General features: G+C 57.3%; 17 protein-coding genes. 8 read left to right on the plus strand and 9 right to left on the minus strand.

All coding sequences use genetic code 11. The annotated features are described in order from the left end of the window. The first annotated feature begins 145 nt into the window (after positions 1-145). A complete protein-coding gene (locus RCJ00_RS04005; RefSeq protein WP_316220413.1) occupies positions 146-2179 on the plus strand; it encodes an alpha/beta hydrolase domain-containing protein in 2034 nt (677 codons plus the stop codon). Between the two features lie 215 nt (positions 2180-2394). Here the strand turns inward: RCJ00_RS04005 and RCJ00_RS04010 are convergent, their stop codons facing one another. Then, positions 2395-4161, minus strand: coding sequence for a serine hydrolase domain-containing protein (locus RCJ00_RS04010; protein ID WP_316220414.1), 1767 nt, complete (start codon positions 4159-4161; stop codon positions 2395-2397). Between the two features lie 230 nt (positions 4162-4391). Continuing rightward, a complete protein-coding gene (locus RCJ00_RS04015; RefSeq protein WP_316220415.1) occupies positions 4392-5219 on the minus strand; it encodes an AraC family transcriptional regulator in 828 nt (275 codons plus the stop codon). A 148-nt stretch (positions 5220-5367) separates the two neighbouring features. Between RCJ00_RS04015 and RCJ00_RS04020 the strand changes: the two genes are divergently transcribed. The 3 genes from RCJ00_RS04020 (at position 5368) to RCJ00_RS04030 (ending at position 8468) form a co-directional block, all read left to right on the plus strand. After that, positions 5368-6117, plus strand: a complete 750-nt coding sequence (locus RCJ00_RS04020; protein WP_316220417.1) for a siderophore-interacting protein — start codon at positions 5368-5370, stop codon at positions 6115-6117. 141 nt (positions 6118-6258) lie between these two features. After that, a complete protein-coding gene (locus tag RCJ00_RS04025) occupies positions 6259-7170 on the plus strand; it encodes a metallophosphoesterase (protein WP_316220418.1) in 912 nt (303 codons plus the stop codon). 743 nt (positions 7171-7913) lie between these two features. After that, entirely contained in the window at positions 7914-8468 is a 555-nt protein-coding gene (locus RCJ00_RS04030) for a DUF4760 domain-containing protein (protein ID WP_316220419.1), read from the plus strand. 99 nt (positions 8469-8567) lie between these two features. Here RCJ00_RS04030 and RCJ00_RS04035 read toward each other — a convergent pair whose 3' ends face one another. The 4 genes from RCJ00_RS04035 to RCJ00_RS04050 all read right to left on the minus strand — a co-directional run bounded on the left by RCJ00_RS04035 (position 8568) and on the right by RCJ00_RS04050 (position 11825). After that, a complete protein-coding gene (locus tag RCJ00_RS04035) occupies positions 8568-8921 on the minus strand; it encodes a hypothetical protein (RefSeq protein WP_316220420.1) in 354 nt (117 codons plus the stop codon). A 21-nt stretch (positions 8922-8942) separates the two neighbouring features. Next, on the minus strand, positions 8943-10019 hold the full coding sequence (locus tag RCJ00_RS04040) for a hypothetical protein (protein ID WP_316220421.1): 1077 nt from the start codon (positions 10017-10019) through the stop codon (positions 8943-8945). Positions 10020-10158: 139 nt separating this feature from the next. Continuing rightward, positions 10159-11550 (minus strand): erythromycin esterase family protein, encoded by a 1392-nt coding sequence (locus tag RCJ00_RS04045; RefSeq protein WP_316220422.1) that lies wholly within the window; start codon positions 11548-11550, stop codon positions 10159-10161. 92 nt (positions 11551-11642) lie between these two features. Continuing rightward, entirely contained in the window at positions 11643-11825 is a 183-nt protein-coding gene (locus RCJ00_RS04050) for a hypothetical protein (protein ID WP_316220423.1), read from the minus strand. A 261-nt stretch (positions 11826-12086) separates the two neighbouring features. Here RCJ00_RS04050 and RCJ00_RS04055 point away from each other — a divergent pair, with 261 nt between their 5' ends. Next, positions 12087-13559: a DUF1593 domain-containing protein gene (locus RCJ00_RS04055; RefSeq protein ID WP_316220424.1), complete on the plus strand. Its 1473-nt coding sequence runs from the start codon at positions 12087-12089 to the stop codon at positions 13557-13559. A 24-nt stretch (positions 13560-13583) separates the two neighbouring features. On the opposite strand, the gene RCJ00_RS04060 is transcribed toward RCJ00_RS04055, so the two are convergent. Further along, positions 13584-14630 (minus strand): alpha/beta fold hydrolase, encoded by a 1047-nt coding sequence (locus RCJ00_RS04060; protein ID WP_316220425.1) that lies wholly within the window; start codon positions 14628-14630, stop codon positions 13584-13586. A gap of 88 nt (positions 14631-14718) precedes the next feature. Then, positions 14719-15780 carry an AraC family transcriptional regulator gene (locus tag RCJ00_RS04065; protein ID WP_316220426.1) on the minus strand — a complete coding sequence of 354 codons (1062 nt, stop codon included), beginning with the start codon at positions 15778-15780 and terminating at the stop codon, positions 14719-14721. Between the two features lie 249 nt (positions 15781-16029). Between RCJ00_RS04065 and RCJ00_RS04070 the strand changes: the two genes are divergently transcribed. Then, positions 16030-17685 carry a DUF6438 domain-containing protein gene (locus tag RCJ00_RS04070; protein WP_316220428.1) on the plus strand — a complete coding sequence of 552 codons (1656 nt, stop codon included), beginning with the start codon at positions 16030-16032 and terminating at the stop codon, positions 17683-17685. A gap of 17 nt (positions 17686-17702) precedes the next feature. Here the strand turns inward: RCJ00_RS04070 and RCJ00_RS04075 are convergent, their stop codons facing one another. Continuing rightward, positions 17703-18245: a hypothetical protein gene (locus RCJ00_RS04075; protein WP_316220430.1), complete on the minus strand. Its 543-nt coding sequence runs from the start codon at positions 18243-18245 to the stop codon at positions 17703-17705. Positions 18246-18468: 223 nt separating this feature from the next. Between RCJ00_RS04075 and RCJ00_RS04080 the strand changes: the two genes are divergently transcribed. Then, positions 18469-19032, plus strand: coding sequence for a DUF3828 domain-containing protein (locus tag RCJ00_RS04080; protein WP_316220431.1), 564 nt, complete (start codon positions 18469-18471; stop codon positions 19030-19032). Between the two features lie 199 nt (positions 19033-19231). Then, positions 19232-21049 (plus strand): hypothetical protein, encoded by a 1818-nt coding sequence (locus tag RCJ00_RS04085; RefSeq protein ID WP_316220433.1) that lies wholly within the window; start codon positions 19232-19234, stop codon positions 21047-21049. The last annotated feature ends 382 nt before the right edge of the window (positions 21050-21431 follow it).

The raw sequence follows: 21431 nt of genomic DNA on the forward strand, positions 1-21431 counted from the left end.
GGTTAGCGCCCGTTGCGGTCATCTGTGTTTCAAGGAAACGCGCGCAAAGCAGACTAGAAGTTGTTTGAATTTAAAAGTTAAAGCTGCATTTTCAAAGCCCTTATTTGATGGTAGCGTAACGCCGTTTTCACATAGAGGGACACCTATGCGCGCCATCACCTGCCTGTTGCTGTCTGTAGCCGCGCTTGTCGGATCTGTGCAGATCGCATCGGCCGAAGTGACCCGCGTCGATATCACCGAGCAGCGCCCGTGGCTGGAAGGCAAAGTACTGGGCAATACGGGTACCTACGAACTGCTGCGCGGCAGGGTGCATTACCAGGTAGACCCTAACGGCCCGGACGGCCGCCGTATCGCCGATGTCGCCCTGGCACCGCGCAATGCCAGCGGCATGGTCGAATTTTCCGGGCCGTTCCTGCTGCTGCGGCCGGCCGATCCGTCGAAGTCCAACGGCGCCACGGTCATCGAAGTCGCCAATCGCGGCGTGACGCAGATGAATTATACCTTCTTCGAATCGGACGGTTTCGATCTTCTTAAAAAAACCGATCTGGCATTCAGGACCACGCAGATCTTCGACCATGGCTATACCCTGGCCTGGGTTGGCTGGCAGGCGGATTTGCCGGCGGATCAGTTCGGCCTGAGCGTGCCTACTGGCACCGGCCAGGGTGCGGTGCGTCTGGTGCTGTTGCCGGAGGACCTCAAGGATGGCGAACTGTCGCTGAACGGCAATAACAATTATTGCGCTGCCGACGTTGTGCAAAAAGGCGCCACACTGCGCCCGCTGAAGAGCCTGAACACGCATGGCCGCGCGCTGCCGCGATCCAGCTTCGCCTTCGCCCACAGTAAGGGCGGAAAGCTGACGCCCGACGCCTGTACGCTGCATGTAAAGACTCCGCTGGCTAAAAACACCCTGTATGAACTGGTTTATCAGGGCGCACCGGCGCCGGTGATCGGTCTGGGCCTGGCGGCGGTGCGGGATTTTGGCGATCATCTGAAAGGCCGAGGCGTCGCCTCCGCCCTGAACGCGCGTCCACAAGCCGCCAGCGCATTGATCGCCTTCGGTTATTCGCAAAGCGCGCGGTTCCTACGCGACTATCTCTATCGCGGTTTCAACGCCGATAAGACCGGCCTACGGGTCTTCGACGGCATGCTGATTTCCGGCGCGGGCGCCGGTCGCGGCAGCTTCGACCATCGCTATGCTATGCCAGGCGAAGCAGGCAATTCGGTCCTCAGTATCCTACGCCCGGTCGATCTGTATCCGTTCGCGGAAACCGCCGCGCCGGATATCGACGGTACGGGTAATGCCTCAGCGCTGGATGCCACGCGGGCACAGGGCACGATGCCGAAAATCATGCACACGATGAGTTCGACCGAGTACTGGGCCCGCATCGGATCGCTGCTGACCGTCAGCCCGGACGGCAAACGCGAACTGCCACTCGACCCGTCTTCGCGGCTCTATTACTTTCCGTCCAGCGTCCATAACCCCAGTCCGGTGCGCGACCCCGAAGAAGTAAAAGCCATGGCGCCGTTCGGCTCCAACCTAAACTATGACAATTTCAACGCGTTGAATGCCCTGCTAGACGACTTGATGATGTGGATACGTGATGGCGTTGAGCCACCGCCTTCGGTCTATCCGCACCTCGGCAGCACGCTGGTGCCGGCAACGGAACTGATGTTCCCGGCGCTGAAAGGCGTCAAGGTGCCGGCGGCGCCACCCCCCGTCTGGCAGCTCGATTTCGGCCCCGCTTACGCCAGCCACGGCATCATCGCCAATGAACCGCCAAAGACGGGGCGGCAATATCTGCTGCTGGTGCCGCAGGTTGATGCCGATGGCAATGAACTAGGCGGTTACAAAGGCATCTTCGCGGCCGTACCGCTCGGCACCTATACCGCCTGGTACACGCCCCCCGAAGCTTATCAGCCGTTCGGCCTGCTGGCCGAATTACACGGCGGCTTCCTGCCCTTCGCCAAAACGAAAGCCGAGCGTGAGGCGACCGGCGATCCGCGCCTGTCGATAGCGGAACGCTATGGCGACAAGGCGGGCTACCAGGCAAAGGTCAAAGCGGCCCTTGACATGGCCATCGCCGATCGCATGCTCGCGACCTATGACCGCGACGACCTCTATGATTTCGCAATGAAGGCATGGGAGAAATATGCAGAGCTTCCTCCGCCTGAGAAGTAGGCTGCCCGGAATCGTACCGGAGCCATACTGCTAACGGTTTTGGCGGTGGACGCCTTTTGGTTCGAGCCCGAAAGCCTTACGGTCTATAGGCTCGACGTTCAGACACCCTATTGGCCCCAAAGCACCGCCCCTATACGCGCCGTATTTCTCACGGACCTCCACTTTGATCTGCTGCATATGACACCGGCACGCGTTCGCTGGATCGTGCAGCGGGCCTAATTATCCACGATGTCGTAATCTGTCAGCAGCCCGTCAGCTGTTACATAAACCAGCAGGTTTCCCGTCAGCTTGTCCATGTTCATTCGATAATAAAGGACTCGGCTAACCTCGGCGCCATGCCGTTCGATCCCACGGCCGACGACATTTTCTTCAGCCAGAAAAGTACATGCGCGCATGCCGGCAAAATCCGCGGTTCCAGCCCCTGAATCCGTCTTCATCCCAGGCGCGATGCCGGGATCGTCTGCAACGGCCTTTCCACCCTGTACTATCGCGATGAGCGCGGCTTCTATCCGCTGGCTTCGCTTAGGGTCCGGATCGGGTTGCAGCTTAAGCGCATCAAAAAGAGGCCCGATGCGGGGTATGGTGCGTTCGCTTCCATCATCCTGCCGCACCACCAAACCGGTCACCTCTCCTGCCGGAGTCTTGACGACGGTGAGTTGAATGCCCTCCTCTGCCTGCCAGAACGCGGTTGTGGAAACCGGCACGTAGTCATCGGCCTCGCCGACTGGCAACTGCCCCAGCAGCACGCCTTTTCCGGGCGTCAGTGTCAGCATAAAGCCTCGCCAATATTCATATCGTCCAGCGGCCGAGGCCATGACGGTCTTATCCACGTACACACGGGCGGGCTGCCCGCCCTGAATGGCCGGCCGGATGGCCGGAATATAGAGGCGCGCCACGCCTGTCGCTATGCGCAGGGGATTGGAGAGACCGCTTTGGTTGGTGAGCACGATGATCGTCAGGCGATCGTCGACAAAGCGGGAAATATTGCCGACAAATCCATCCATGGCCCCCGTGTGGTAAAGGCGGGCGTGCCCCTTGACGGAAGAGAGTTCCCAGCCAAAGCCATAGGCCGTAACCGTGCCATCGGCCACGGTCGTCGGTGTCCACATGGCTTTGCGGCTGGCGGCGTTGAGAATCCTGTCGGTATAGAGGGAGGCGTCCCACTTCGCCAGATCCATAACGGTCGACATGAGTGAAGCCGATCCGTAGTAACGCGTTGGGCTGACCTGGGGCTCGCACTTTTGCAGGCTGTTATGGTCCCACAGGTAGGCTTGCGCCCGATTGGCAATGATCGCACGCCGGTCGTTGACTCGGGTGGAGGTCATACGCAGAGGCCCAAAAATGCGCTGCTGAAGGAACTCCGCGTAAGAGACGCCACTGACCTTCTCGATGATAATCGCAAGCAGGTCGTAATCGAGATTGCCGTATCTGTATTTTGTCCCTGGCGGTGAAAGCAAGGACAGCGCCTTCGCCGATGTGATCAGATCATCTTTCGTATAATCTGCAAAAAATGTCTTCTCCGTCGCGGGGAGACCTTCGAGTGGCAGGCCAGACGTATGGGTCAGCAGGTGTCTAACCGTGATGGCGTTCCACGTCTGCGGCGCACCGTCGATATATTTGCCAATGATGTCGTCCAGGCCAAGCTTGTTGTCCTGCGCGAGAATGAGGATGGCGGCCGAGGTGAATTGTTTGGACATCGAGCCGATCTGATAGACCGTCTGCACGCCCGCCGGCACGTTCCATTCAAGATCGGCGTATCCATACCCCTTGATCGCAATAGGCTTGCCGTCTTTGACAATCGCCAGAGACAGGCCGGGAATATGTTCCCTGTCCATGCGCAGCCGAATGTAGGCATCCAGGGCGTCAGCAGGCGCCGTCACGCTTTTGAGCGGGTTTGCGGCCCACGATCGCGCCGGAGCGCAAACGGCTGCCATTGCCGCCAAGCCGCATAAAACATTACGGCGATCATAGGGTTCAGCCATCCTAAGTCTCCATCTATGGAGACCTACGAATACCTTCGTTGATAAAATTACAAATGAATAAACGGTAATCCTCTGGGGGAGCCAGGCGAGGCCGGCTCTGTCACATCGCACCGAGTTGTCGGCCTAAGCGTAAGTTCTTGTCTCGTAGCAATATCCCCAAAGTTGACAGCCGAACTCCGGCTCCTAAAAAACATCATAAGCCGATATTGGCGTAGCCCCGAATGGACGACCTACTGAAGGCCCACATCTGGATCAGGTTGCCCCTTCAAATTCGTCATGTAGCGACCCGGCGGAACCCCAAGGGTCTTACGGAACATGGTGATAAAGCTGGCGGCGCTGTCATAACCGAGCTCATAGGCGACCTGCTGGATCGAGACGCCATCAGCCATCTTTTGCAAGGCGTGTACGATGCAGAGCTGCTGACGCCAGCGCCCGAAGGTCATGCCGGTCTCCTTTACCAGAAGACGCGCGAAGGTACGTTCGCCGATGCCTGAATACCTTGCCCAGGTCTCCATTGTTCCGCGATCGGCCGGATCGGCCAGCATCATTTCCGCGACCATGCGCAGGCGACTATCCTGGGGCATGGGTAAATGCAGGCTTCCCACCTTCGCCGCGGCGATTTCGTCCAGCAACAGCGTAAACAGGTGCGTTTCCGCGCCGCCTTCGGGATAAAGTAAAGGAAAACTGGCCGCCCTTATGAGCAGTTCACGCATCAAAGGCGTGACAGACACCGTGCACGCGGCGGTGGGCAGATGACGCGTGATAGAGGGGTCCAGGAAGACATTGTAGCCTTCGATACATCCCGATGCCTTGAGCGCATGCATGGCATCACCGGGTATCCAGAACGCCGACTGGGGCGGGACGAGCCACAGGCCGCTATCGACTTCGCACATGAGGACCCCGCTTAGCAGCAAAAGCAATTGCGCCTTGCGATGGGAATGCCGGTGCAACTCCACCCCTGTGGTCAATCCCGTCACGCCGAAAGCAATAATCGGTCGCGGCACCTCATCCGGCTCAATCCACGCCTCTTTTACATTCAGGTCTGTCAGGATCGGCATGAGCCACCTTTTGCTTTTTGGCAGGATTTCAAAATTCTTTGTCAGAATTACGCGATGACGACAATTGTTTTTACGGTAAAAAGGTCAGGTGCCCCCAAAAGCTTTCCGATCGACCGCGCGTGTGTCGATATTTTACAGGCAGACAGACATGACAGAGACAGCCTTCGCGCCAGATATGCCCATGCCCCGGCCGCCGGGCCTGATCGATCGTACCCTTCGGCATTTGCTTATGCGGCCTGCCCGCGTGGGCGCCATTACAACCCTTTCGCCGCGTTTTCGGCTGCTTGAACTCGAAGGCGCAGCCCTTCAGGGTGTTGTCTGGACGCCGGGTCAGAAGATCCAGGTCGCCATGAACGCGAACTTCAGCGCCCGCACCTACACCCCGATATCATGGGACGCAGACATCGGAACAACCCGCATACTCGTTTATTCTCACGGGCTTGGCCCCGGCGCCTGCTGGGCCGAAGAACGGCGTGAAGGTGATACGTGCCACTTTTTCGGCCCCCGCCCCTCACTGGACATCGCCAATATCCCGACGCCGGTTGTGGTGTTCGGCGACGAGACATCGTTCGGCCTGGCGGCAGCCACACGCACCGCCTTGCGGAACACGGCATACCGCTACGTGTTGGAGACATCGGACCTCCATCAATCGCGATCGGTGCTGGCCTCCATCGGCCTTGCGGACGCAAACCTCATCGGACGCCGCGGCGACAATGCGCATCTGGCAGCCATTGAAACCGAGCTCATTCGGTCTATCGAAAGTGGTGCCCATTTTGTCCTGACGGGCAAAGCCACCTCGATCCAACATTTCCACCGCACCCTGAAGCGGCTGGGCGTCAGGCCAGCCCACATAAAAACCAAAGCCTACTGGGCGCCCGGTAAGGTCGGCCTGGACTAGCGGGCACCGCTACGGCAACCCGTGCGTACGTGCACCGGATAGTGTAGCGAAGGGGAATGTGGTCAGACGTTGAAAGCGGCCGGTGAATCGTCCACTGTCCGCCGCACGACCTATGGCTCAAAAGGAAATGATTTGGTTCGCGTGCGTAAACTGAAGGCAGGCCGATGGATGTTGGCGCTTGGCGCCATACTGCTGGCGGTTTTGGCGGCGAACGCGTTCTGGTTCGAGCCGGAAAGCCTGACGGTCGATAGGTTCGACGTGCAGACGCCCTATTGGCCCCAAAGCACCGCCCCTATACGCGCCGTATTTCTCACCGACCTCCACATTGATCCGCTGCACATGACCCCGGCACGCGTTCGCAGCATCGTGCGGCGGGTAAACGCCTTGCATCCGGACATCGTGCTGTTGGGGGGCGATTATGTCGGTACCGACTGGCTGACGGTGCACCGAATGCGCCAGCTTTGGGCGCGTTCCAAGGCGGACACGGCGCGCGAACATGACGGATTTCAGGCACTGAGCCGTCTGTCGGCGCCGCTGGGCGTCTACGGGGTGCTGGGAAATCATGACTGTTGGTGGAGCTGTGACGAAGCGGCGCGTCAACTTAACGCGGCCGGCGTGCATGTTTTGATCAATCAGTCGGCACGCGTCCAGAGACACGACGGCGATCTGTGGTTGGCGGGCCTGGCAAACCAGACAACAGACCATCCGGACTTCGCAAAAGCGATGAACGGGGTGCCTAAGGGCGCCGCCTTGATAACGCTCATCCACGAACCGGATCCCTTTGCGAACCATCCTGAGGCCAAGCTGATGCTGGCCGGGCATACGCATGCCGGTCAGGTGCGATTTCCGTGGATTGGCGCGCCGATCCGAAATTCACGCTATTTGGAAGAAACGGCCAAGGGGTGGCTTACCCGCGGTGACCGCATTCTCATTGTCTCGCGCGGCTTAGGAGAGAGCGGCCTGCCCGTGCGTTTCGGCGCCCCGCCGCAGATAATGGTGCTAAATATTCACGCCGGAAAAGCAGCAGCGGTCTCCATGCTTGGGCGGTCCTGATCTGGCGTCTGGGACATATTCATCAAACCTGGCACACGCATCTACGCGAACATGGGGCGCGCCTTCAATTTCGTGCAGGGCGACTACCCGATGCGTCGCATCAAGCATTTGGTAGAATATTGGAGGCCAGGCGTGTCCACTAACAACGCCGAGTTTTTTTCTCAGTGATGCACAGAGCAGAGCAGGGAATCTATCACCACATCGCCGGGCGACATTTCTAGGCCTACTTGAACGAGGTCGCGTGGCGGCACGACCGGTGGCGGGTAGATACGAAGACGGCTTTTTGAGGATTTGTGCAGGCAAGTTGTGAGTTCCTTGACAGGTCGAAGAGGGTGTGAGAATGTCCCCGTAACCGGCGGGCACAAGACAGGAATCCTGATGTCCGCCTAACAAAAATTGAGCAAAAAGCCATGATGCTCCACATTGGCAATCAGCTTTCTTGTGTCTAACAATTAGTTCCCTATATAGGGTATAATGAACCGACTCTTCAGGGGATATTAATCCGTTGACGTGTAAGGTGTTGAGAGTGGCATTAATCGTTCAATAACAACGGACGAGAAATGTTTTTGTTAAGAGGATGTGAAGTTATGACTATGTCCACTAAGTGTGAAGGTTGGGGCGGCCTAACCTAATTAAGCAACTTGATACGTACTCGCCCCATTAGGCGTGACGTAATACAACCTAAAGAATTTTATGGCAGACTATCTTTTAGAAGGTAGTCTGCTTTTATTTTTGGAGGTTGGGTGCTCACTTCATTAAATGATACTGTCCATTCCTACATTCCGGTATCGGAAGTAGATGCCGTGGTTATTACGGCTATAATAGCTGGACTCATAGCCATATGGGGGGTGTTCAATCAGTGGGCGATTACGCGACGACAACTGACTTTTCAGCATATATCCAATAAAGATTCGGATCGAGATATGATCCAAGCGCGAAAGCGTTTTATAGAATTAGCAAAAAAGCCTCATGGCCTAGCAAAATGGGCAGACCCGTCACATGAAGCATCTGAAGAGATTGAATCTATTCGATTAGTTTTAAATGATTACGAACTGACAGCTATAGGATGCCAGCTAAAAATAATCGATTACGTTCTAATTGAAAGAAATGAACGATCAGCAATTATTAAATATTGGTTCCATGCGGCTCCATTTGTTTATGCACTGAGGGCACGTTTAGGGAACAGTACCATTTATCATGAATTTGAAGAGCTGGCGAGAAGTATGACTGATATAACGCTTCCTCATAGGAGTTTTGGTTTAGACCACATATTTAAATGGGCACGTCGTCGCCGCTAGTCTAATACACCGTTTCCAAAGCCCTTCCCGCCCCGCCGCCGCGTGCTGGAACGGCTCAAGTCCGGCCGCAGGCAAGGCCAGCCACGGGCGGCAATCGCCTCAAAACGCGTTACAGACCGGATAGGCAAATTTCAGCACGTTGACGGCCTCGATCGCGAACACGATAAAGGCAATCGCCGACAGGCTCAGCCCGAGCCGGGTTCGGTTACGCCAAGAAAATCTGGCCGCAATGAGCAACCAAATGAACATCACGGCGAATAAGGCCGCATAAAAGACCGCGGGCTGTTCGTGAGCCAATTTGAGGGTGAGATGATGCGGGTGAAGGCTGTTTTGAATGACGCACACAAAGGTCATCCCGGAGGCGGCCAGGAAGCCGGTCACCGTCAGGGCGACGCCTTTGACGATCAGCCATATCGGATTGGCGGGTCGCTTTCCATTCGGTTCAGAAGACATAGGTACGTAAGAGGCTCACTGTTAATGGGGACGCGAAATAAGCATCGGCGTCGCCCCACCCACGGCCGCGCGCCTATTGATCGACGTCATAACCAACACCATGCCTTGCCGATCGAAATTCAGCCAAAACGGCGCGATTTTGGTGAATTTCGGAAGCGGCTCCACGACGGCCGTTCCGTCACCCTGCACATGATAGAGCCCGTCCATGCCGATGGCCAGCACGTCCTTGCCATCGACGGCCAGTCCATAGAAGGCCACCGTTGAATAGCCTTCACCGGAAGGATCACGAACCGAGGCGTCCTTATTACCGCCAAAACCGTCATCGTCATTCTTAAAATAGACCCGCCGGATGTCGCCGTCGCACACCTCGACGACACGCCCATGCGGCGCCATGTGGATCAGACCGATAGAGGCGACAACGCAGTCCGCATGCCATGGAGACGGCACCAATCCATTGACCGGATCACAGTCCGTATTTAGCGGGCCGACACAAAGGCTATCCCCGCCACCGTCTTTTTCTATTCGCTTTACGGCGCCGCTTACCCGGTCAATGCTTTGCAAGCCGCCACCCCATTCGCCCTTATTATACCCGACATAAAGCGTATGAGGCGTAGCCAGGACGGTCGCGATGCCAAAACCGGTCTTACCCACCAATCCGATGCCGGCGATCTTCCCGCCGGTCACGGTGAGCAACCGGTCATGGGTAAGGATGGTGACACCACCGCCATCGCATACCATTGCCATTGGCTCCGGAGGCACCGCCTCTCCCGGCTTAGGCTGCTCTACCGGTATGGCCGTATCATCAACCCACTGTCCGCCTTCGCGATGACGCAGTTGCCATCTGTCATAGGGGTAATCTTCTTTCTGAACCAGCACGCGCACCTGTCCGTCGGCGACGCACATATCAAGGACGTTGGCCCCCGCATATTCAAACCGCGGCGCGGTGTCCTTTTCGGCGACGCTGAACATCTGGCCGCTATCGGACAATAGCCAGGCCCGGTCCTCGCTCCATACGGCGCGCTTAAGGAAGGTTTCGTCACTGGCATAGAGCTGCCCCGCCGCCCCGCACCCCAGCGCCACCACGAGCGCGAAAATCAATCTACGGATATTATACCCCCCGAGCGTTTCCCAGACCCAAGCTGGGTGTACGTCACCTGCATCACGCTTTCAACCCTTGAGAGTGCCCGCTGACACAGCCTAATGTCGCCCCGCACCCCCAACACGCGCGCGTCACAGACTATTGCGCGAGCGATTTTGCCTCGGGCAGACGCCTGGCCGGGGTGATGTGGCGGAACCAGATCATGACGTCAAACCCCTTGTCGAACGGCATCGCCTTATCGGCCGGAGGCGCGGCATCTTTTTGCCAGTCTTCGGGCTTCACGGCCCATCCGGCCCATCCGTAATTATAATCGGACAGCACCCACCGGTTTAATGCCGGCGTCTTCGGCCGGAGGGTAAGGTCGATCCAGGCCGCGTCGCCGGGCAAGGCCGCCAACAACCGGCCGATGTCCCGGGGGCCATCGTTGGGAACGGACACCACGCTTTCCGGCGCAGCCGAACTGGGACGCTCGCCATTGCGTTCGGCGACCGTCATGATGCGGCCGGTCGTGAAGGTCGCGCCAAGAACCGTATAGGCATCGCCCAAACGCCCTTTCAGTTCGCGGCCGAGTGTCGAATAGCCGGATTTCACATAGCTGTCGGGCAGCCAGTTCATGACGTGACCCGCATGGGCCCAGATAACCGCTTTGTCGGCGGGGTCCAGCCGCGCCATCAGATTTTGCGCCATGAACACATCGCGCCGCGCGAAATAACCGTCGGTGACGAATTCCGTCGCGCTGTCCTTGCCTTCGCGTTCAAATTGGTGAAGGCACTGCCAGGCGATATCCGCCGCATACAGGGCTTCGGCGTAGGCGGGATCGCCGCTCCATTCCGCGTGCCGGACGGCGATGGCCTCTTTCAGGGTTTGAGCGCCGGTTTGAACCGCCGCGATGTCCGCCGTGGTGTGCGCCTGAATCCAGGTGAAGGCGTGCGGCCACGGCTGGCCTGGCGAAGGCAGCAGCGACGCGAACGGGGCCGCCAGTCGATCCGCCAGGCGTGCGTCATGCTTGCGCACAAAATCCAGCGCAAAGGCCGCATCGCGGGCGGCATCCTGATTATCGATGCCGATGATCCGAACCGGGCGGGTCGCAACCTGGTTCCACGCCCGCAGCCAGACCAGCAAGCCCGCGAACTCCTCATCGCGGCCGGCGCGGAAAAAGCTGGTAGACCGCATGAGGGTCATCGGGTCCCCCACCCCTGTGCGGATATAGGTGTCGAAGTCGCGCGCCGCGTCGCGGTTGGCTTCCAGGACAACGACCGTTACGCCCTGCGCCCTCACAAGCTGCTTTATCAAATTGGCCTTGAACAGTTGATCTTCGTGGCCGCCGTGCGTCGCTTCGCCAAGCCCAATGACACGTCCCGCCGAAAGCCGTTCGGCAATCGGCGCCAGGTCCTCGGCCGATGCGTCGGCGCCGCTTAAGGCATGACCGCTGACTTTGAACCAGGCAACCGCGGCCGCTTCGTCCTCCGGAGTCGGCGTGGGCGATGCGGCAACGGTTACGGTGGCGATTAGGGCAAACAACAGTGACATAGGCCCCTCCATGGCGAGACTGTCGCTTAACCGGCCGAAGGGGTCAAGATGGGCGAGCCCGTGCGAAAAGCGGGGCCGTTACGCAACCCGAGCTATTTCTTGAAACCGGCCGCAAGGGCGTTCAAAGGCGGCTTGATCAACTCTGGTAAAACTATGCAACCGAAACCGACGACAATGACATTATTGTTCATATCGCCAATCGACAGATGCTTGAAGGCGAACAGCGAGCCAAGAAATATTGCGTAGAGCAATATCTGTTTAACAATGGGAGTCATGTCTTGATCCACCAAGAACGTGCGTCATTTCGATTGCACAGGGTCAATATCAATAGTCGGTTACGGGTTACAAAAGCGGTCCCGGATCGGAACCTGTTCTAGTTCACCCGCACCACGCTTTCAACCCTGGAGAGAGCCGGCCGTCTCTTGTGCGGCCGGGGCGGACAGGCCCTATTGCCGGTTCTAACGATCCCTGCAATAGTCCGAGGAATAGAAACGCCATGATACACATGACCGGCGAAAAAGCTTGGGGGACATCCGATGAAAGCACTCATACTGTCCGTCACCTTGGCGCTCGCCGGCGCGGCCAGTCTTCAGGCGGCCTGCCTTCCGGCATTGGCGGCACCGGCGCCCAGCCTGTCCTCGGACGACGCCCGGCACCGCGTTATCATTCTCAGCGACATCGAGAACGAGCCGGACGACAGCGAGTCGATGGTGCGCCTCCTGCTCTATTCCAACCAGCTCGATATCGAAGCCCTGATCGCTACGACCTCCGTCCACATGAAGACGCGGGTCGCACCCGAAACCATGCAGGCCATCATTGCTGCCTACGGAAAGGTTCAGCCCAACCTGCTCAAGCATGAAAAGGGCTTTCCCGACGCCAAAACCCTCTCGGCGCGCGTGACGCAAGGCCTGCCGGTTTACGGCATGGCGGGGGTTGGCGACGGGAAGGATTCCGCCGGCTCCGCGCGCATTATCGCCTTGCTCGACAATCCCGATCCCCGCCCGATCTATGTCTCGGTGTGGGGCGGCGCCAACGTCCTGGCCCAGGCGCTCTACAAGATAAAGCAGACGCGCAGCCCGGCCGAAACCGCGCGCCTGATCGCCAAACTGCGCGTCTATACCATCTCCGACCAGGACGACACCGGCATCTGGATGCGAAAGACCTTCCCGGACCTGTTTTACATCGTAAGCCCGGGCGGCTACGGCAACGCGACCTGGAGCGGGATCATGTGGGTCGAACCCGGCCAGGACAATAGCGAGATCAGCAATGCCTGGCTGGCCGAACACATTCAGCAGGGCCACGGTCCGCTGGGCGCCCTGTATCCGGACGTGGCCTACGGCATGGAAGGCGACACGCCGTCCTTCCTGTCGCTCATTCCGAACGGGCTGAACGCGCCGGAACACCCGGATTGGGGCGGATGGGGCGGCCGCTATAGGCTGTATACGCCCGACCGGGCCAATACCGATCTGACCGGCTTCAACGGCGGCATGCCGATCGAACAGGAGCCGCGGCCCATCTGGACCAATGCCGTGGACGATTACACGCCGACCCTGGCCAATCCGTTTGGCCGCACAACCAAGGCCTCAGAGAAGACAGCGACCGGCTACCGAATAACGGTCTGGCGCTGGCGTAAGGAATTCCAGAACGACTTTGCCGCGCGCATGGACTGGACCACCAAACCCTATGCCGAAGCCAATCATCCCCCTGTCGCCCGGCTGGGTCATGCAGACCACCTCACCGTCAAGTCCGGCGAGCGGTTCGCCCTGAGCGCAAAGGGCAGCAGCGATCCGGACGGAGACAGCCTCAGCTATCAGTGGTTCCACTACCCGGAAATCGGCGACTGGAAGACCCCGATCCCGATCGCCAGCGCGGACAATATCTACGCCGTCTGGGTCGTCGCGCCAAAGGTCACCGAACCGAAGACGGCGCACTTCATCCTGAAGGTAACGGACAAAGGCACGCCGCCCCTTACCCGCTACAAACGGGTCATCGTCACCATCACGCCCTGAGGGCCAACCCGAGTTGACGGAAAATCACTCGGCCAGTGGCCGTATCCTCTCGTTCAGTACGTCACGCTGAGCATCCAGCATGACCTGATTGGGATCATGCCCCGTACGCGGCAATAGAATGAACGCCTTTTGCGGCGCTTGGAGTGTGTCGAAGTAGGCACGCGAAATCTTAGGCAGGGTCAGGTAGTCCGCCTCCCCCTGCAACAGGAAGATCGGCACGTCGAATTGCGTCCCCAGCGCCGGCAGATCGACCCGCGAATACATACCGTCGCCTTTCAACCCGACGAACTGAAGGTAGGAATAGTCCTCGCCCGCGGTATAATCCGCCTCGGCCTGAGGCGTTGCATATTCCGGGGCCGGCTGCCACCAATCTTTCGGCGCCGGATCGGTCGCCTGGTTTTCGTATTTGCGGTCGATGCGCCGCATGATGCCGAAATTGCGCGGATCGGTCCACGGCGGCGCACCCAGCGCTTCCAGCCTGGCCGCGCTATCCAGATCGCCAGCCTCACGTGCCTTGTCGAGCAGCAGATTATAGGTGGCGGTCGAGTTGTCGCGGTAGTTGACGATTTGCGACCAGCCGAGATAGGCGGTGAACAAGTCCGGCCTGGCTTTGATCATTCGCACGGCGATGATCGAGCTCCAGGAACCACCCATGACGATGACCTTACGCTTGCCAAGCCGCCGCGTGAGATATTCCGTCAGTTCTATCCCGTCCTTGGTGATCTGCTCAAAGGTCAGCGGCGTGTCGTCCGACGGCCGGTTCTTGCCATAGGTCATGCCGGCGCCGCGCTGATCCCACTGGACCATCGTGTAGTCTGTTTCGAAAGCGCCATACATGCGGTCGGCGAATAGGCTCATTGGATTGCCCGGACCGCCATGCACCAGCAGGACCACCGGATTATCGCAATGGTCGCCGTTGATGGTCACCCACTGGGGGATGCCGCCGATCTGGACAAAGCCCTTTTCATGCACCGCCTCTTTCGGTGAGGCGCAGGCGTCTGGCACCTGAGCCTGAACCAGACCGGCGGACAGCAGAAAAACGCCACAGACGGCGAGCGCGCGAAAGACCATAGGACACCCCGTATTTCGGAAATCAAACAAGAGCCCATTCGCTAGATCGATCCGGCAGCCATTTCGACTGGATACGCGAAGTCGAACCTTATTTCGCCTGCATCCGCCGATATTCGGACGGCGTACGGCCGATACGCCGCCTGAACGCCGTATTGAACGAGGACTTGGAATTGAAGCCGACGTCGTAAAGGACATCCAATATCGACATACCGGCGCGGGTTGGGTCGCTCAGGAGCTCCGCCGCCCGATCGATGCGATGGGCATTGATGAACTCAAAAAAACTCTGCCCCAAGCCGCTGTTTATCAGCACGGACAGGTCGCGCGCCGGCATGGACATCTGCCGCGCCAGCTTTTTGAGACTGAGATTGGGATCAGTGAAGGGCGCCGTGCGTCGCATGTGATCGAGAAGCCGGTCAATATCGGCCGACATCTCGGAAGACGGCGCGCGGACCTGGCGGGGCGTCTCGACCTTGGCGTCGACACGCCGAAACAGGTCAGGCTGATAAAGCGCCTGGGCGGCGATCCAGATCGTCACGATAAGGGCGATCAGGGGGACCCCGACCGTCATTACCGGCGCGAACGGAACGGACATCATACCCGCGACGCCTTTGATCAGGCCGAAGCTATGCGCGATCAGCGAGACCCAGCAGAGGTGAGCCAGCCAAACCGAAGTCCGGGTGGACGCGTCGGAGAAATTGTCCCGATAAATCGTATTGAACCGCCTAAGAACAAGAAAAGCGGCCGCGATATAGATATAATACTGGACATGTAGTGCCACCAGAACGGCCGGCACCGCTGACGCACCGGCAAGAAGCAGCACGCCCGCAACGACGACGGCAGGGGCCGCATGCCACAGATAGCCTGGACGCAGCCTGAAACTGGAAAAAGCCGCCGCCGTGACATAGAGCCACAGAACAGGCATCTGGAGAAAGGTGAGGCCTAGCCTAAGCGATGAGACAATGGCGGATTCAGATGCGTCCCCCCAGGACGTCCACCCACTCGCATCCACAGCGGCAAGGAACAAAAAGGCTGCGAACAAGCGATTGGCGCGTGTCAGCGGCGACGGAACAGTGGCAAAGAAAATCGCCAGCAGCACAAGCAGGACGACGCAGACGCTGCCAATAATCGTCAAGCCTTGCTGGTATTCCATGACGCAATCTTACCCCTACGCGAAACGACTTACCGCTCTCGCTTATAAATGTCGAGTTTCACGCGCTCGCCCCGCCCGCCTTTACCGCTTGCCCTGCCCCGACCTTGTGCGCCTTAAGGCGGACATTTCAACGCATATCCTGTGAGATGCCCGAAAGCAGACGACATCTATGCGCCTCTAGCGAACGACCAAACAGGTTGCGCCGTACAGGCGCAAACTGTAGCCTTCCCTCAGGAATAGGGGGACACGATGGTCGCGCATAGCTTTCGACACCTGATTTCAACAGCGCTTGGACTCTGCGGCATTGCCGTTATACCTGCTACGGCGACGGCATCTATCCCTCATCAATGTTCCGACGACGATCTAAAGGGCGCGGCCTACGTCAGTGGCGTTGATTTTAAAATCGACGACGATACGGCACTGCCATTTGATGCTGCCGTTTTAGAATACCCCTACGGCAGTTTGAACGTCTATGGCTTTCAAACGACCTTTGTCATTGGCACAGACGGGAAAGTCGAATGTGCGTCGATTAAGCCGGCCTACCAATCCACAGGCCCGGCAATCAACCCGGTGAGGTCGAATTTTCTGAAACAGCTCGGTGATTGGAAGATTACGCCTTACAGTGTTGACGGTAAGCCTGTGCGGGTAGTCGGCCAATTGTCTGTTGACGAAGTCGAACGCCCGCAGCGCCACATCCCCAAGCCGGACGGCGATCCTGCGCTCGTCACCATCACTCAGGACTCCGTTCCCGATTTTGCCTCCTATAGTCCCTATCACGTCGAACTGCATGGCGACGGGACAGCGATCTACATGTCGCGAGAACGGAACGATCCCCTCGGCCCGCAAACATATCACGTCGATGCACAGGCCGTACAAGACCTGATTAAGAAGGCCGAAGAGATCGACTACTGGTCGCTGCGCGATACCTACCGCTCAATCAATACATTCGGGGATCGGCTAAGCTATGATCGTGTGAATATAACGATCGGAGGACAGACCAAATCCCTCACCGACCAAAACGGCAAAGGGGCGGGCCTCAGTTCTCAGGCTGGCGAATTTTTCTGGCATGTCATGGCCGCGGCCAATATTGATTTCTGGCAGTCGCCGACCCACGCCACTTTGGCGCAGTTGAAAGCCAACGGCTATGATTTCACCACGGAATTGGCGGAACGGCTTTTGTTGCAGATGGTGCAGAACCCGCGCGTCAAAGAAGAGACGATTTTCGAACTGATCGCATTAGGGGCGCCGCTCTATAGCGCCAACGACGTCAATCCGTTGATTGAGGTCGCCTTGCGTAGCGGCAGAACAGAACTCGCAAAGCATCTCATCGCCCAAAATGCGCTCTTGACCGATGGCAAACCCGACCAGGACAAGATCAACCGGTCATTCTACGCCGCTGTGGAATCCTGCAATGTTGAGGCTATAGACCTCATCTTACCCTACACGCCCGATTCAACCTATACTGACGATTATATGGAGGAAGACAAAAAGGTCTCCGTCATCAGACTGTTGGGCGGCGGTAATGGCTACCTTAAGGACTGTGTCGCTGCGGCAAAAAAGCTCATCGGCCTTGGATATGACGCAGGCGCGGCAGCCGCCGACGGCTCAACGCTTTTACACAGCGTGGGATTAGACATCGATCTGGCGGTGTTGCTGATCGATAACGGCGCCGACGTCAATGCGGTTGATACGGATGGTTGGTCACCCCTTGCTAAATCGTTCGACGAAGATGTGTCGCTGCTTTTGTTGGCGCACGGCGCCGACCCGCGCGCGAAATTGGCGGCGCGCGCCCTGCGCTTCAACATCAAAAACAATCACTGGGCCAAGGTCGAGACCTGGCTGATTGAGCACGGTTATCAGGACGTGCTCACTGCCCAAAGTGAGGACGAAGACGGGGATAAGTGACCGTAGCCTGGTTGGCGTTACAGGGTGTGCTCTTTGCCGAGGCAGTGAAACTTCGTCCAGAACCGCGATTTATTGACTTGCTGAGGCAAATCTTCTGGGCGCAAGACACTTGGAATTTCGGCACCCCAACGATTTTTTTCAATGTCCACATACGTGACCTTAAACACCGCGCGGCATTCCATATCCCAAGTCAGAAATTGCAAGAATGCAACCTGCGACGGGTTGGTTACACTCTTACAGAACGATTCAGACTTAGTCGTCTCCGCACACGACCACGAGGCCCCGAACTGCGCCCGCGTGACAGTTCCCAGATGGGTTCTGAATGAGAGGGCAGCTTCGCTATCGACGGCCTGCTTGTAAAACGTGAATGTCGCTTGCCCTGCTTCGACATCGATCGTCTCTTTCGCAGATATATCGACCCGTTGAAATTGATCCGATCCGGCTATGACACACACCTGATCAGCCAATAGCCGACAGTTAGGCCGCTTCGTGACAGCAGGCATGCACCCCGTCAGACCAAACGCGACGACCAAACCGAAAAAAGTTTGCCCCCACTTCATTGCCAGCCCCCAGTGTTTCCAGGACCGGCGCGGTTTATAGCGCGTATCAGGTCCAAACTTGCTTTACGTTACCGGCATCACGCTTTCAACCCTGGGGGGGGGGGGGAGCCAGCTCCTCTTGTGCGCCCAAAGCAGTCCTATTATGACTTGGACATGATCAGGTCGGGGCTTAGAGGATATGGCCGAGCGGCTACTCTCAAGGCGGGAGAAACGGATGTATCGGATGAAGCGTTATATCCCAGTGATCGCCGGGAGCGTGATCCTGTTAGGAGTCGCCGCCGCAATAACGTGGCCTTTTGAGAAGCCCGTCTCATATTCGGTTACACTGCCGCCGCCTGATGGCTACAAACCTGGGGCCGCGGCCTTCCTGGACAGTCTATATGCCCACTACAATGGTAAGGATCAAGATTTCTCCCCGCTTGGTGACCAAGCGTCCAAATGGTTCGATCCCGACCTGGTGGATTTGATGAAAATCGACGGCACTGGTCCTGAGGTTGGCGCACTTGATAGCGACCCCGTCTGCGATTGCCAAGATTATGGCCGACTGTCAGCGCAGGTAACTGTACTGACAGCGGACCACGCCCACGCACGAGCAATCGTAGTTGTAACTGAAACCGATCCACAGTTTGATGTCGAAGGTCGCAAACCGAGAACCTTCACCTACGATCTGATCGATGTAAATCACCAGTGGCGCATTCACGACATCGCGACCCCGTCTACCGCGAGTCTTAGACAATTGCTTTTAAACCAGCATCAGATACCCGCCGCCGACGCGAGCAAAGCTTAATATACGGCTAAGTGACCGTACGCCTGTTCTGCGTTACAGGGTGTACTACTTGCCGAGGCAGTTAAACTTCGTCCAGAATCGCGATTTATTGACTTGCTGAAGCAAGTCTTCTGGGTGCGTCACTTTCAGCCTGGCTGTTAGGATGCAGCCAAACGCTGGCACTCAACCGAATATTAAATTTCGCGCTGTAGTAGAACCTATGGCCATATTTCACCGCTTTATCCAGCTAATTGCTGTGTCATCGATTATCATCGGTATGACCGCGTGCTCCAGTCCTCTTGATAATCCGCGAAGGTCTGAGCTGCAAAACATGGCGCGTGAGGCTTCTGCCAAAGATATGCTTTTACAGGGCAAGGTCGACCTTAGCCTTCCGGCGTTTCTGGAGATTGACATCGACGGGACAGGCCGGAATCGCGTGCGCCTGCCCGCCTGCGGTGGCTATTGCCTGCGCCTGCTTTACTCCAACGAAGCCAAGACGGTCATTTCAGGTTTTGCAGTCCCCGCGCCGCCGCTGGACTGCGCCCCTTTGGTGGAAGCCAGACGAAACCTTCGCGCCGGCAAGATCAAAGAGCTCAATTTTACACCCGAAGAAAGTGAGCAAGACGCCGCTTGCGAATATATAGACAAATTTTTAGCGGGTGTGACCGACGCGGACCGGCCGCTAATTTGGCGACCTGATCCTAACGCTGCCCAGCGATACCTCGTTTGGGCGCGCGCCTACCATATAGAAAAGCGCAAATCTTGCCCGGGCACAGCGCACACCGATACTTTGAGAAGCTTTTACAGTGGGAGTGAAAACACCGGCGCGAATGCTGACGAGGCCGCCGACAAGAATATCGCTGCGGGTCTATGCTTGATAGAAACACCCGTCAAATTGGATGCCAGCAGTGCCATTTTTCTGTTCAGTTCTGAAAACAAAAGCATAGACGATAAAAAATCACCGATGCGTGATACGCGTTTTTCTTCAAATCAGCTAACTGTCTATGGCGCCGCTTCAATGGGACGCCCCGTGATTTACCGGCACACAATATCTGAGTACTCTTACCTTCCCGTACTGGCGCCTAGCGAGAGCTTTGACAGCGCAACCTTTTTCGTTTCATCGGTTAGCGAACCCGTCAGGCTGGTGGATCACGTCCGTAGCGATATCGGCCTAAAATTGTCAGACGTGCCCCCCGCCCAGGTCGATTACAGAGAAGCGGTGAAAAATGCTCTGGACAATCGCGATCTTGATTTCATGAGTCCGAACTGGAACGTCGTCAGAGAGTATCTGGTAGCGCTCAAGGCCAAAGGACCCAATACCCTCGGACGCAGTGACGCGCAATTAATCGCACGGCTGATCGCCGATCGCCGCGTCACCATTCAATTACGGGGCTTGGAAGACATTATCAAAAACAACCCTCAGGCTGGGCCTGTGCTGGTTCGTCCCCTTCTTACGGTTTTGAACGCATCGTCTCCTGAAGCGGATAAGTTGAGCGATTCTGAAGAGCGCAAGATGATTTCGGAAAGAGGTGACGAGCACAGAGAGTTGTACAATGCAGGCGGCATCAAGCTTGATCACGTTGCTGACGGAATAGCCGCGTTGGATGACAATGCCATAAGGACGCAACTACCTCTCTACCGCCAGTTAGTTGGTAATCAACAGCACATTCGTAGTCATGCAAGCATCGTCGAGCACCTAAATCTGTTGCCATCGGCAGAAAGTCTGCCAATCCTTAGAAATCTAATTACACCGCTACCCGCCGCAAGGACGGACCGGTCTTTTGAAGGCTACGGGCGTCTATCAGCCCTAAGGGCCGCCTGTCGAATGGGTGACGACGCAGCGCCCTTGGTGCCGGAGGTGGTCAGATTTCTTAAGAGCACATATGAACCGGGGAATGTCGGCGAACACTACGCGGACGCGGATATTGCCTGGGCTATCCTGGCGCATTTCCACCAGTCTGACGCTCTCGCGGCACAATTACAGCCTGGTAAGCCCGATAAGGCGCTTATGGCTTCACGATCCCTCAACTGCCACTGAGGCTGTATCGGCAGCCCAGCGGCAATGTTTCGTAAAGGGCGAGACCGGTCCTAGGGAAGGCCGATAAAATTCAGCCGAAATCGTTATGCGTGGCGTCGCCCAAACCAAAGCTAACGGTTGGATATACAAGTGTCCGCCTTGCTGGCAGATCAGCTCACCTACTCATAGGTAAAGGGTGCGTCTTGGGCTTCAGATCATAGATGCTTAGTATTCAAATTGATCAATGAATTTATAAGGTATGAAAATGTGCAATATTTCGCCTGACGTTTTTGCATTACCTCTTATTTCGGCATTTTTTCTTATTATAGGAGCCCTGCTGGCCTTCTATCCTAAAGGGGCAAGGGTGTTTTATTCTCGTGGAACACAAGATCCGTCGAGCAAA

Source organism: Asticcacaulis aquihabitans (assembly GCF_032490435.1).
GTDB lineage: Bacteria > Pseudomonadota > Alphaproteobacteria > Caulobacterales > Caulobacteraceae > Asticcacaulis.